The following is a 12,528-nucleotide window of genomic DNA, read 5'->3' as shown; positions in this document are numbered from 1 at the left end:
CGAGTATGATTACCCCCTTTCTCAAAACCCGCCCCAGCCTCCCAACACCTCCATGGCCCTGCGCGCAACGATTTACAAAGCCGACCTGCACATCGCCGACTCCGACCGCCACTACTACGGCAGTCATTCGCTGACGATCGCACGTCATCCCTCGGAAACGGACGAACGCATGATGGTGCGTTTGCTGGCTTTTGCCCTGCACGCGCAGGAGGGTCTGGCGTTTACCAAAGGCTTGAGCGACACCGACGAGCCCGATGTGTGGTTGAAAGACCTGACCGGCGCAATCGATTTGTGGATCGAAGTCGGTCAACCCGACGAGCGGCGCATTCTCAAGGCCTGTGGCCGCGCCGAACAAGTGATTGTCTATTGCTACGGCGGCCATGCCAGCTCCGTCTGGTGGGACGGCGTACGCAACAAGCTGGAACGAGCCCGCAATTTGCGCGTCGTACATTTGCCGGCCGGGCATACCCGTGAACTCGGCGAATTGGCCGAGCGCACGATGGACGTGCACGTCAACATACAGGACGGTACTGCCTTTGTGTCCGCAGACAAAGGGCAGATGACCATCGAGCCCGAAGTCTGGCGTTAGATCGTTTTTTTTGTGGCACGGGGTGGTTTGCCGCGGTCCGTACGGAATGCTGATCTGCAGCGCTGCGCCTGCCTGACCGACTGGTTGGGCCGCACGTCAATCTGCTGAATCGCTACGTAGCCGAACGTTGTTCCACGATTCGCCAAAAGCCCGGCAAAAAGCATTCCGCGACCAACAGCGGCTGCCCATATCGCCAAAATACCGAACGCCGCGCCCAGAGTGCACCGTTGTCCCCATCGGCCCGCACCCCCCGCGCTGTCGCATAAAACGGTACAGGCGAGGCCAGTTTGCGGCAGACAAAGGGCGAACGTTGAATCGTACGATCGTGATAAAGCATGTCCGCCAACGGCCGCGTGCGCAGCCGGCGTATTCCTTGCCACACGCCATGTGAGGCCGCCAACGGCGTCAGACTGCGCGCCACCACGCTGTCCACACCGTCCACGGACATGAGGATCTCCCGTACCCACACAGGACGCGCCACCTCAAGACCCATTCCCCGAGCTTCATCCAGCGGGACCCCTTCGGCATATTCGTTCAATACGCGAAGTTCCATTTTGCCCAACTGCCGCAATCCGGCCGTTAACGCGCCAGGACGCATCAGCCAGAATTTATGAGCAGGAGTCAACGAAGGCGCGACCGTAGGCTGCCAACCAGCGGCGAGAGGAAGAAAGACTGTCATAGCCACTATTATGCCAACTCCCGCCGGCAATATATGAGATCCAGAGCAGCTCAACCTCCTTCAGCCTAAAATAGCCCCTTCGCTAGGCGACCACATCACCCGTCGCGTAGCAGACCACCAAGGCATATGGAAAAAGTACGAATCTCAAAGCTGATGTCCGAGCGCGGCCTATGCTCGCGGCGCGAGGCCGATAGTTATATCGAGCGCGGTTGGGTCAAAGTCGACGGCGTCGTCGTATCCGAGCTCGGCGCCAAAGCTTATCCCGATCAGGTCATCACGCTGGAACGCGCCGCCCAGGCGCAACAGACATCTCGCGTCACCATCCTGATCAATAAACCCGTCGGCTATGTGTCGGGCCAGGCCGAAAAAGGCTATACGCCCGCCGTCGCCTTGATCGATGCCCGTTCCCGCGACGCCAATGATCGCTCGCCGCTGCGCTTTTCCCGAGCCCATCTGCAGGGGCTCGCTGTCGCAGGCCGGCTGGATATCGATTCACAGGGCTTGCTCGTACTGACTCAGGACGGCCGCATCGCCCGTCAACTCATTGGCGAGGACTCCGACGTAGACAAGGAATATCTCGTACGCGTGCAGGGCCGTCTGGACGAGCGAGGCCTGGCATTGTTGAATCATGGCCTGTCGCTTGACGGCAAGGCACTGCGTCCCGCGCAGGTCCGCTGGCAAAACGACGATCAACTTTGTTTTATCTTGCGCGAGGGCAAAAAACGCCAGATCCGCCGCATGTGCGAACTCGTGGGCTTGCGCGTCGTGGGACTGAAACGCGTGCGTATCGGTCGAATCAGATTGGGAAATCTGCCGCAAGGGCAGTGGCGTTATTTGCGAGATGATGAGCGTTTCTAATCGCTAGTTGCACAGCAGACGGTTACCCATAGTCGGTGCTTCGGTGCTGCATAGCTGTTTCAGCCCATTTCACGCCTTAATTTAAATTAATAAGTCCGCGCTATTCTTCGCTACGAACTTACCGTCGCGTAGCCGTTCCATCAGAAACTCAATGAAAATCCGAGTTTTGGCGGGCAGCAGTCGCGTGTCGGTGACGGCATAGACCGGAAACGGCCCCGCCTGCCAATCGGGCAAGACACGTTGCAGACGCTGCTCTGCGACGTCCTGCAATACGCTTTGCGCAGGGCTCAAGATGGCAATGCCGGAGCCTAATGACGCCAGGCTGCGCACCATTGCCATACTGTTGACCGAAAAGCGATTGCTGGGGGTGATCTCGATGTGTTCGTCGCCTCGTGACAGGGGCCATCGTGTGACGCGGCTGTTGTCGGCTCGGAACTCTATGCATTCATGGCGAGTCAGGTCGCTGGGATGTTGCGGTGTGCCATGACGTTGCAGGTACTCGGGTGACGCGTATAGATAGGCCGTTAGCCGTCCTAGCAGGCGGGCGATCTGAGTGGAGTCGGGCAGGGCGCCGATCTCGATGGAAATATCGCAGGTCTGAAACACTAGGCCGGCATGATCGGGATTGGCGAGATCTAGATAAAAGGTGACCTCAGGATAGTGTCGAGAAAATTCCAGAAAGGCTTCTGCAAGGAAGTCCGTGCCAAAATCGGCTGGCATATTCACTCGCAAGGGCCCCGAGGGCGTTTCCACCAACTTTTGCAGTTCTTCGTGGGCGACTTGGGCTTCGGCGACGATACGTTGGCAGCGTACAAAGTACAGCTTACCGGCTTCGGTCAGCTCCACTTTACGGGTGGTGCGACTGAGCAACTGCAATCCCAACGAACGTTCCAGTTCGGCGACCTGGCGCGATAGGGTCGACTTTGGGATGCCCAGATTATTCGCCGCCCGACCGAAATTGCACGTTTTGGCCACTTCGACAAACAGTTCCATGCCTTGTAGGCGTTTCATGGCTAGGCCATCCAGGAGAGTTCGATAAAGGATTATTCCATATTTGGGATGATGTTTTCGCTTTTACCCACTTTGTTTCTGAATTGGGATAAAGCAAAATGGCGGATTGCGCAGTGCAACATAGGATGTCTGCGCGATTCGAATCGTGAATCAGAGATTTAGGGCTGCAAGTACCACGCCGCTAGGGGTGATACGGCACGTTATAGCTCGGAAAGGATCGTATGAACTACAACGGAATGCGGCGTAGCGCCGCTGTTTTGACTCTCGCAGCGACCGCGCTGGCATTGGCGGCGTGCAGCAAAACTGCAGAGGCGCCAGCTGGCGGCAAGCCACCAGTCAGCGTCGTTACTTTGGCGACGCGCCCAGTGGTACTGACGACCGAACTACCCGGCCGCACCTCGGCTTACAGAGTGGCCGAAGTGCGCCCACAGGTCAACGGTATCATCAAGAAACGCCTCTTTACCGAGGGCGGTGAGGTCAAGGCCGACCAACAGCTCTATCAGATCGATCCCGCGTTATACCAAGCCAGCCTGGAGAGCCAGCAAGCCGCTTTAGCGCGCGCTCAGGCCCAACTCAAGACGGCCAATTTGCTCGTTCAACGCTACAAGCCTTTGGCCGAAACGCGTGCCGTCAGCCGCCAGACTTACGATGACGCGATCGCGGCGCGCGACCAGGCCGCTGCCGATGTGCAGTCCGCCAAAGCCGCTTTGGACACCGCTCGCATCAACCTGGTCTACACCAAGGTGCTATCGCCCATCGAAGGCATTATCGGGCGCTCTTCGTTCACCGAGGGCGCTCTGGTCACAGCGAATCAGACTGAAGCACTGGCGACGGTACAGCAGATCGATCCCATCTATGTGGACGTTACCCAATCCAGCGTAGAGCTGCTGCGTCTGCGTAACGCGATCGAGAGCGGGTCGCTGCAACGCGATACGAGCAAGGACTCGGCGCGTGTGTCGTTGGAGCTGGCTAACGGTCAGAACTATGGCGTTGAGGGCACCTTGGAGTTCTCCGAGATCACGGTCGACGAGAGTACCGATTCGGTGACGCTGCGTGCCGTATTCCCCAATCCCGATCATAAATTGCTGCCCGGTATGTTCGTGCGGGCGCGCATTCTCGAAGGTACGGCGCCACAAGGTTTATTGGCGCCGCAGCGTGGCATCACGCGAAATCAGCGTGGTCAGCCGACCGCTCTGGTGGTCAATGCAGAAAACAAGGTCGAGCTACGCATGCTGAAAACGGACCGTACCGTGGGCGATCAGTGGCTGGTGACCGAGGGGCTGAAGGCCGGCGACAAGATCATCGTCGAAGGCATCCAGAAAGCCAGGCCGGGCGTCGAGGTGGTGCCGACCGAATGGCAGCCGACCGCCGCCGGTGCGTCGCAAGCCGCACAAACGAAGTAAGGGAGCCTAGCGCATGGCCAAATTTTTCATCGATAGGCCGGTTTTTGCCTGGGTCATCGCCATTGTCTTGATGCTGGCGGGGGCGTTGTCCATCTTCAGCCTGCCGGTATCGCAATATCCCAATATCGCGCCGCCCGCGGTGCGCATTTCGGTGACCTATCCTGGGGCGTCGGCGAAAACCGTGCAGGATACTGTCGTGCAGGTCATCGAGCAGCAGATGAACGGTATCGACAACCTGATGTACATGAAGTCGCAGGCTAACTCCGACGGCAGCATGGAAATCACCGTGACGTTCCGGCAGGGTACCAATCCCGATACGGCACAGGTTCAAGTCCAGAATAAGTTGTCGCTGGCTCAGCCGTTGTTGCCACTGGAAGTGCAGCAGCAGGGGATACGCGTTACTAAAGGCACCTCTAACTTTATGATGGTGCTGGGCTTCGTGTCGACCGACGGTTCCATGAACAAGGCCGACTTGTCCGACTATGTTGCTACCTATGTGCAAGACCCGGTCAGCCGCACCGAGGGTGTCGGTGACTTTCAGTTGTTTGGCTCGCAGTACGCCATGCGTATTTGGATGGATCCTGCGAAGCTGGTTAACTTCGGCTTGGTAGCCAGCGACGTCTCGGCCGCTATCGAGGCGCAGAACGTGCAGCTCTCTGTGGGTGAGTTGGGGGGGCTGCCTGCTGTCAAGGGCAATCAACTCAATGCCACCATTATTGGTCCCAGCCGTCTACAGACGGCCGAGGAGTTCGGCGACATTCTGCTCAAGGTCAATCCCGATGGCTCGCGTGTGCGGCTCAAGGACGTCGCCAGGGTCGAACTGGGAGCCCAGAACTTTGCTATTGACAGCCAATACAACGGCTATCCCGCTGCAGGCCTGGCTATCCGTCTGGCCTCGGGGGCTAATGCGCTGGACACCGCGGAAAACGTGCGGGCCACGGTCGACAGCCTGAAGCAGTACTTCCCTCCAGGGATGGAAGTGGTGTATCCCTATGACACCACGCCGTTCGTCTCCATCTCGATCGAAACTGTCATCCATACGCTGATCGAGGCCATCGTCCTGGTGTTCCTGGTGATGTATCTCTTCTTGCAGAACATCCGGGCGACGCTGATCCCTACGCTGGCAGTGCCGGTCGTGTTGCTCGCGACTTTCGGTGTGCTGTCTCTGGCGGGCTTTTCTATCAACATGCTGACGATGTTCGGTATGGTGCTGGCCATCGGTCTGCTGGTCGACGATGCCATCGTGGTGGTGGAAAACGTGGAGCGGATCATGCAGGAGGAGGGCTTATCGCCCAAGCAGGCTACGCGTAAGTCCATGGATCAGATCACTGGCGCGCTGGTCGGTATCGCGCTGGTTCTGTCGGCAGTGTTTGTGCCCATGGCGTTCTTCGGTGGGTCCACGGGCGTGATTTATCGCCAGTTCTCGATCACGATCGTTGCCTCCATGGCGTTTTCGGTGCTGGTTGCTATCGTATTTACGCCGGCCCTATGCGCGACGCTCCTCAAACCCATTCCCAAGGGACATCACGGCACCAAGAAGGGATTTTTCGGCTGGTTCAATCGCAATTTTGAACGGTCCAGCCACGGGTATTCCAACACGGTAGCCCGCAGTCTCAATCGTGGTAAGCGGATGCTGCTCATTTATGCCGTGCTGGTGGCTGCTATGGGGTGGCTGTTTACCCAGGTGCCGTCGTCGTTCCTGCCCGATGAGGATCAAGGCGTCATGTTTGTGCAGATACAGACTCCGGTAGGCGCTACGGCCGAACGTACTCAGCACGTCATTGATGCAGCGGCAGGCTATTTCCGAAACGATGAAAAGGATAGCGTTGAATCTACCTTTGCCGTCAACGGTCTCAGTTTTGGCGGCCGTGGACAGAATGCTGGCCTTGTCTTTGTGAAGCTGCGTGACTGGGCTCAGCGTCCCGGCGCTGAACAAAAGGTCGCCGAGCTGATGAAGCGGGCCAACGCCAAGTTCGCGTCCGATCCGGTATTCCTTGATGCCGTCGTCATGGCATTTGCGCCGCCGCCGGTCATCGAGCTGGGTAATGCCACCGGGTTTGACATGATGCTGGTTGATCGAGCCGGTGTGGGCCATGCGGCGTTGTTGCAGGCGCGCAATCAACTATTGGGCGAGGCGGCTAAAAGCCCAATATTAGCGGGCGTGCGTCCGAACAGCACTGAAGACGCGCCACAGTACAAACTCGAAATCGATCGTCAGAAAGCGAATGCGCTCGGGGTTTCCATTGCAGAGATTCACACTACCTTGTCGGCTGCCTGGGGGTCGTCGTACGTCAATGACTTCATTGACCGTGGTCGTGTGAAGCGTGTGTACATCCAGGGGCAACCGGAATCGCGCATGACGCCCGAAGACCTCAACTCCTGGTATGTGCGAAATGACAGTGGAAACATGGTGCCGTTCTCGGCGTTCGCTTCCGCCGAGTGGACCTACGGGCCTCAGATGTTGACTCGCTATAACGGCGTGGAGGCATTTGAAATCCTGGGGCAGAATGCGCCAGGCTACAGTACTGGTGATGCGATGGCCGAGATGCAGCGGCTGGTGAGTCAGTTGCCCACGGGCGTGGGCTTGGAATGGACGGGGATGTCCTACGAGGAGCAATCATCTGGTTCCCAGGCTCCAGCGTTGTACGCCATTTCCCTCATCGTGGTGTTCCTGTGTCTGGCCGCGTTGTACGAAAGTTGGAGTATTCCGACTTCGGTATTGTTGGCAGTGCCGTTGGGTGTGATCGGCGCATTGCTTGCGACACTGCTACGTGGTATGTCCAATGACGTGTACTTCCAGGTGGCACTGCTGACCACGGTGGGCTTGACAGCGAAGAATGGAATTCTGATCGTGGAGTTTGCGAAAGAGCACTTCGAACAGGGGGCCAGTCTTATCGAATCTGCGGTACACGCCGCGCGTCAACGTCTACGTCCTATCATCATGACCTCGCTTGCCTTCTCGCTCGGTGTCGTTCCGTTGGCTATTTCCTCCGGGGCTGGCTCGGGTGGTCAGAATGCCGTGGGTACTGGTGTTATCGGTGGCGTGGTGACCGGTACGGTGCTGGTGATCTTCTTTGTGCCGACGTTCTTTGTATTGATGTTGCGTCTATTCCGCGTCAAACGCGTGAGCGAACGCAAAGCTGAAGAAGAGGCTCTCGACGCTAAGTTGGGAGAGCAGTCGTGATTCCGTTTCCTATGAATAAACTCTATGTTGTTGCGTTGTCGGCTGTGCTGACTGGCTGCTCGCTGGCTCCGACCTACGAACGTCCCGAGGCGCCGGTGAGCCCCGCCTATCCGACGGGCGACGCGTATACGCAGTCGGGTCAGTCGCAAGGAGCCGCGGCGCAAGCGCCGGTGGCCGATATCGGCTGGCGTGATTTCTATTCGGATCCGCTGCTGCAGAACCTGATCTCGATGGCGCTGACGGCCAATCGTGATTTACGTGTCGCGGCATTGAATGTCGAGGAAGCCCGCGCGCAGTATCGTATCCAGCGCGCAGATCTGCTGCCTAGCGTGGGAGTCGCAGGCGAGGGCTCGGTACAGCGCTTGCCCGCGGATCTGAGCAGTACAGGCAGCCGCAGCATCAGCCGCTCGTATCAAGTTGGCGGCGCGGTATCGGCGTGGGAGCTGGATCTGTTTGGCCGCATCCGCAGCTTAAGTGACCAGGCTTTGGAAGCCTACCTGGCGCTGGACGAAACGCGTATTGCCACGCAGTTGTCGTTGATTTCCGAAACGGCGACGGCGTATCTGACGTTGCGAGCGGACCAGGAACTGCTGAGCCTGACGCAGTCGACGCTGACCTCGCAACAGGATTCGTACCAGCTGACAAAACAGAGCTATGACGCGGGTGTGGCAACGGAGCTGGATCTGAGTCAGGCCGAGGTGTCACTGCGTACGGCGCAGCGTGATCTGTCGACATATACGCGACTGGTGGCGCAGGCTCGCAACGCATTAGTGTTGTTGGTGGGGCAGCCTTTGCCGGATGATGTGGTGGCTCAGTTGGATCAGGCCAAGACGTTGCCCGACGGCATCGTGCCCGAGTCCTTGCCGGCCGGATTGCCGTCGGATTTGTTGGTGCGCCGTCCTGATATTCGGGCAGCGGAGCATCAGCTCAAGGGCGCCAATGCCTATATCGGCGCCGCGCGCGCTGCGTTTTTCCCGACCATCAGCTTGACGGGCAGCGCCGGTACGGCCAGTGCCAGCCTGGGAGGCTTGTTTGACGCGGGGTCGGGGGCGTGGAGTTTCGCGCCGTCGATCACGATGCCGATTTTTGCCGGCGGTTCGCTGTGGGCAGGGTTGGATGTCGCAAAGGTGCGTAAAAACATTCAGATCGCGACCTACGAGCAAGCCATTCAGACGGCTTTCCGCGAGGTGGCCGATGCTTTGGCAGGCCAGGGTACTTATCAGACGCAGATCGTGGCGCAGCAACAACTCGTGGCGGCATATCAGCGTGCCTATGATTTGTCCAGGCAGCGTTTCGACCAGGGCGTGGATGACTATCTGAGCGTCCTGGATTCGCAGCGCTCGTTGTATGCCGCACAACAGGTGTTGGTGGAAACGCGCTTGTCCAGGCTGTCTAATCTGGTCACGCTGTATCAGGTGCTGGGCGGCGGTTGGACCGAGAAAACGGTGGCTGCGGCGCAGGATGCCAGCGCGGCAGATGCTGTACAAGGTGGCGCTACGCCAGCGGTTAAATAAGCATCAGCGGTGGAAAAGAAATGGGCGGCTCTTGATCAAGAGCCGCCCATTTTTTTGCTGTCACGCACGTCAAGAGAGGATGGACGAGAAGCAAATGTGTTGATCGTGGGATGGCGAGGCGCGGTGATGCATGCGCCTCAACGATCTCAGCCGCGCTTTTTAGCGATCAGGCCAACCACGAACAGGACAATGATGGCGCCAACTACGGAACCAATCCAGCCCGCGGGTTCACCCGGGGCATACCAACCCATCGACTGGCCCAGAAAGCCGGCAATGACAGAACCCACAATCCCGAGAATCGTCGTAAAGATGATTCCCATGGACTGATCTCCAGGCATGATGGCGCGGGCGATCAGACCCACGACAAAGCCAACGATGATCATGATGATAATGCTCATTCGCACACTCCTGTTAGGCGATGGGTAAACGCTCTGATGATACTCACCGCGGACGATCGCAGTGTAACAACTCGTATTCAGGGTGTTTGTACAACAACACTGATCAGTTGTCACATCTGTGTGGCATTCGCAACGGTGTTCAAGGGTGTGAAAATCGCACGGCTCGGGTCGAACCCATACTGGTGTTCGAATTGCGTGGCGTCTGTTGCCAGCGCCAATACCGATGCCAAAATGAAATCTACCTTGGCATCCGACAGCAGGACGCTGAGATTGAGTCTGGTGAAGCCAGGTTTTTCGATTTCGCGGCCATCGAGAATGGCTAGGCGCATGCGGGCCGACTCGTCGGCGCTGATGTCGAGCAGTTCATGCACGTAGGGCCCGGCGCAGGCGCATCCGCCGCGGGCCTGGATTCCGAATCGATCGCTCAGCATGCGGGTGATCAATTGCTGGTGGACAAAACCGCCTTGGCCATTACGTACGCGGAACGAGAAAATCGGCAGGCGTTCGGCGGTCAGAGAGCCGAGCAGTTCGATTTGCGGCACGCCTTGCCATTTTGCCAGCGCACGCTGTACCAAGGCGGCCTGGCGTTGTTGCATGAACGGGGCGCCAATGGCTTCTTTGACCAGGACTGCGAGCGCGGCACGTATGTCGCCGATGACATTGGGCGTGCCGGCTTCTTCGCGGGATTCGAGGCTGTCGCTGTAGTCGTGGCTGAGCGGCGATACGAATTTGACGGTACCGCCGCCCGGCCATGTCGGGGTGGTGTTCAGGACCGCGTCGCGCCGTACGATCAGGACGCCCGAGGCGCCGGGGCCACCGAGAAATTTATGCGGTGAAAAGACGATCGCGTCGATGGGCGCATCGCTGGCGGGCGACAGTTGCACGGGCAGGTACGGTGCGCCGCCGGCATAGTCCCACAGCATTTTTGCGCCGGCCTTTTTTACCTGGCGCGTGATGGCGGGGACGTCGGCGACGATGCCGGTCACGTTCGAGGCGGCCGATAGCGCGCAGATGACCAAGGTATCGTCGTCGGTTTTCAGGGCGGCGTCCAAGTCGTTCAAGTCGGGGCCGCCGTGGGGGCTTTCGGCGAGCACGACGATGTCGGCGCCGCATTCACGCCAGGGCAAAATATTCGAGTGATGTTCGTAGGGGCCGATGATGACGCGGACTTTTTTGCCGGCCTTGAGGGCTGCGTCTACGCCGAACAAATGGACGAGTCGATTGATCCCCGCTGTGGCGCCCGATCCGGCGAAGATCACGGCGTGTTCGGCCGTGGCACCGCAGCACCGCGCGATCGCAGCGCGTGCTTCGCGGCGCAGGCGGGTGATGAACCCGCCGCAATACGAGGCTTCGGTGTGCGAGTTGGCGTAATAGGGGAGGACTTTTTCCAGCACGAAGCGCTCGACTTGCATGAGTGCCCGGCCCGAAGCGACATAGTCGGCGTAAATCAGCGGTTTGGGGCCATAGGGGCCTTGGACGATTGCGTCCTGGCCGATGAGTCCGTCAGCCAGGGAGGCGATGACGTCGCCTGTGTCGAGGTCTGCTTGAAACTGCTGCAACAGGCCCAGCGTGGCGGGTGTTGCGACTGTGTGGGTATCCATCTATGCCGTCTTTGTGGTCATGCCGAAGTGTCCAAATATCATACGATGGAAGGAAATTTGAAACATCACCTAAATTTTCCGAAAATTCATTGAATTTGGGTCGTATGATCTGATTTATGGAAAAAATAGATAAGTTTGATATGGCTATCGTCTCTTGCCTGCAAAAAGACGGCGCGCTGTCGCAGCGCGAGCTGGCGGATCGCGTGGGTTTGTCGCAAAACGCGTGCTGGCGGCGGCTGCAGCGTTTGCATAGTTGCGGGATTATTCGCGGGACGCGCGCCGAGGTGAATGTGGTCGAATTGGGCTTCGACCTGACGGTGTTCGTGATGATACGGACGAGCCGCCATTCCAAGGATTGGGCGGATGCGTTTCGTCAGCACGTGGACCAGTTGCCCGAGGTGACTGAGTTCTACCGCATCGGGGGCGATTGGGACTATTTGATCAAGGTGGTCTGCCGGGGGATGGCGGGGTACGACCGTTTTTACCAGCGGTTGATTACGGGGTTCGAGTTGGCGACGGTGACGGGATTTTTCAGTATGGAGGCCATTATCGATAACCGGCCGCTGGATTTGCGGTCAATGGAGGGTTGAGCGCTTCAGCGTGTCAGTTCGACTAATTGGCGCATGTCCTTGACGATGTCAGCGGTGCTCTCGGTGTCCGAGGCCAGCAGACGGGCTTTGCCCGTGTTGTCGAATATATAGACGCCGCGGCTGTGCCTGACGTCATAGATTTCGGCGGAGTCGCCCGGGCGCGGTTTTTCGATTTGGTAGGCGACGCGATAACGGCGGGCGAGATCGGCGATTTGTTTTTCGGTGCCGGTGACGCCGATGGCCTGGTTGTTGAAGGCATCGACGTAGGCCTGGAGTTTGTCGGGGGTGTCGCGGTGGGGGTCGACGCTGACGAACAGGATGCGTACGTTTTGGGCGTCGTCACCGAGTTGTTCCAGGACGGCGGTGAGTTGCGCCATGGTGGTGGGACAGATGTCGGGGCAACTGGCATAGCCGAAAAACAGCATGACGGTTTTGCCTTTCAGGTTTTCGCTGGAGACGGTTTTTCCGCCTGCACCGGGCAATTGAAATTGCAGGTCTGGCAGGTGGCCTTTGACGTCGTAGAGGGTCCAGTTGACGGCTCGATCTCCGCAGGCGGCGAGCAGGGTGCAGGTGGCTAACAGCAGGGCGCGCCAGAGGTGGCGGGTGAGAATGGCAGGCATGTGGTGTCGTTAACGCTGAATGCGGAGGGCACGTTGATGGCTTGATTCTAGCTGAGGGACTTGGGGTGGGGCGTTTTTGGC

General features: G+C 58.5%; 11 protein-coding genes. 6 read left to right on the top strand and 5 right to left on the bottom strand.

Annotated elements, in window-relative coordinates:
- Window positions 1-52 precede the first annotated feature (52 nt).
- Window positions 53-589 carry a YaeQ family protein gene (locus ACNA0I_RS26430; RefSeq protein ID WP_415808999.1) on the top strand — a complete coding sequence of 179 codons (537 nt, stop codon included), beginning with the start codon at window positions 53-55 and terminating at the stop codon, window positions 587-589.
- A gap of 112 nt (window positions 590-701) precedes the next feature.
- Here the strand turns inward: ACNA0I_RS26430 and ACNA0I_RS26425 are convergent, their stop codons facing one another.
- Window positions 702-1,268, bottom strand: coding sequence for a chorismate--pyruvate lyase family protein (locus tag ACNA0I_RS26425; protein ID WP_415808996.1), 567 nt, complete (start codon window positions 1,266-1,268; stop codon window positions 702-704).
- A 126-nt stretch (window positions 1,269-1,394) separates the two neighbouring features.
- Here ACNA0I_RS26425 and ACNA0I_RS26420 point away from each other — a divergent pair, with 126 nt between their 5' ends.
- Entirely contained in the window at window positions 1,395-2,126 is a 732-nt protein-coding gene (locus tag ACNA0I_RS26420; RefSeq protein ID WP_415808995.1) for a pseudouridine synthase, read from the top strand.
- 81 nt (window positions 2,127-2,207) lie between these two features.
- Here ACNA0I_RS26420 and ACNA0I_RS26415 read toward each other — a convergent pair whose 3' ends face one another.
- Window positions 2,208-3,137: a LysR family transcriptional regulator gene (locus ACNA0I_RS26415; RefSeq protein ID WP_415808994.1), complete on the bottom strand. Its 930-nt coding sequence runs from the start codon at window positions 3,135-3,137 to the stop codon at window positions 2,208-2,210.
- Window positions 3,138-3,373: 236 nt separating this feature from the next.
- Here ACNA0I_RS26415 and ACNA0I_RS26410 point away from each other — a divergent pair, with 236 nt between their 5' ends.
- Genes ACNA0I_RS26410 through adeC form a run of 3 tightly spaced genes read left to right on the top strand, consistent with a single transcriptional unit; the run spans window position 3,374 to window position 9,238 of the window.
- The gene (locus tag ACNA0I_RS26410; RefSeq protein WP_415808998.1) at window positions 3,374-4,540 is read left to right on the top strand and encodes an efflux RND transporter periplasmic adaptor subunit; all 1,167 of its coding nucleotides are present in this window, start codon (window positions 3,374-3,376) and stop codon (window positions 4,538-4,540) included.
- Between the two features lie 13 nt (window positions 4,541-4,553).
- On the top strand, window positions 4,554-7,724 hold the full coding sequence (locus ACNA0I_RS26405; protein ID WP_415808993.1) for an efflux RND transporter permease subunit: 3,171 nt from the start codon (window positions 4,554-4,556) through the stop codon (window positions 7,722-7,724).
- Window positions 7,725-7,735: 11 nt separating this feature from the next.
- A complete protein-coding gene (gene adeC / locus ACNA0I_RS26400; RefSeq protein ID WP_415808997.1) occupies window positions 7,736-9,238 on the top strand; it encodes an AdeC/AdeK/OprM family multidrug efflux complex outer membrane factor in 1,503 nt (500 codons plus the stop codon).
- 146 nt (window positions 9,239-9,384) lie between these two features.
- On the opposite strand, the gene ACNA0I_RS26395 is transcribed toward adeC, so the two are convergent.
- Window positions 9,385-9,636: a GlsB/YeaQ/YmgE family stress response membrane protein gene (locus tag ACNA0I_RS26395; RefSeq protein ID WP_415808992.1), complete on the bottom strand. Its 252-nt coding sequence runs from the start codon at window positions 9,634-9,636 to the stop codon at window positions 9,385-9,387.
- A gap of 110 nt (window positions 9,637-9,746) precedes the next feature.
- Complete coding sequence (locus ACNA0I_RS26390) at window positions 9,747-11,237, bottom strand: aminotransferase class V-fold PLP-dependent enzyme (protein WP_415808991.1); 1,491 nt, start codon at window positions 11,235-11,237, stop codon at window positions 9,747-9,749.
- A 116-nt stretch (window positions 11,238-11,353) separates the two neighbouring features.
- On the opposite strand from ACNA0I_RS26390, the gene ACNA0I_RS26385 reads away from it, so the two are divergent.
- Window positions 11,354-11,827, top strand: coding sequence for an Lrp/AsnC family transcriptional regulator (locus tag ACNA0I_RS26385; protein WP_415808990.1), 474 nt, complete (start codon window positions 11,354-11,356; stop codon window positions 11,825-11,827).
- Window positions 11,828-11,832: 5 nt separating this feature from the next.
- Here ACNA0I_RS26385 and ACNA0I_RS26380 read toward each other — a convergent pair whose 3' ends face one another.
- Window positions 11,833-12,447 (bottom strand): SCO family protein, encoded by a 615-nt coding sequence (locus ACNA0I_RS26380; RefSeq protein WP_415808989.1) that lies wholly within the window; start codon window positions 12,445-12,447, stop codon window positions 11,833-11,835.
- Window positions 12,448-12,528: the final 81 nt, after the last annotated feature.

This window comes from Bordetella muralis, from assembly GCF_965139205.1.
Classification (GTDB): domain Bacteria; phylum Pseudomonadota; class Gammaproteobacteria; order Burkholderiales; family Burkholderiaceae_B; genus Bordetella_A; species Bordetella_A muralis.
This window is presented reverse-complemented; position numbering and strand designations above follow the sequence as displayed.

Bases quoted from the DNA above. Each gene is read 5' to 3' on its own strand.
- ACNA0I_RS26430 (WP_415808999.1), top strand. From the start codon at position 53: ATGGCCCTGCGCGCAACGATTTACAAAGCCGACCTGCACATCGCCGAC.
- ACNA0I_RS26425 (WP_415808996.1), bottom strand. From the start codon at position 1,268: ATGACAGTCTTTCTTCCTCTCGCCGCTGGTTGGCAGCCTACGGTCGCG.
- ACNA0I_RS26420 (WP_415808995.1), top strand. From the start codon at position 1,395: ATGGAAAAAGTACGAATCTCAAAGCTGATGTCCGAGCGCGGCCTATGC.
- ACNA0I_RS26415 (WP_415808994.1), bottom strand. From the start codon at position 3,137: ATGAAACGCCTACAAGGCATGGAACTGTTTGTCGAAGTGGCCAAAACG.
- ACNA0I_RS26410 (WP_415808998.1), top strand. From the start codon at position 3,374: ATGCGGCGTAGCGCCGCTGTTTTGACTCTCGCAGCGACCGCGCTGGCA.
- ACNA0I_RS26405 (WP_415808993.1), top strand. From the start codon at position 4,554: ATGGCCAAATTTTTCATCGATAGGCCGGTTTTTGCCTGGGTCATCGCC.
- adeC (WP_415808997.1), top strand. From the start codon at position 7,736: ATGAATAAACTCTATGTTGTTGCGTTGTCGGCTGTGCTGACTGGCTGC.
- ACNA0I_RS26395 (WP_415808992.1), bottom strand. From the start codon at position 9,636: ATGAGCATTATCATCATGATCATCGTTGGCTTTGTCGTGGGTCTGATC.
- ACNA0I_RS26390 (WP_415808991.1), bottom strand. From the start codon at position 11,237: ATGGATACCCACACAGTCGCAACACCCGCCACGCTGGGCCTGTTGCAG.
- ACNA0I_RS26385 (WP_415808990.1), top strand. From the start codon at position 11,354: ATGGAAAAAATAGATAAGTTTGATATGGCTATCGTCTCTTGCCTGCAA.
- ACNA0I_RS26380 (WP_415808989.1), bottom strand. From the start codon at position 12,447: ATGCCTGCCATTCTCACCCGCCACCTCTGGCGCGCCCTGCTGTTAGCC.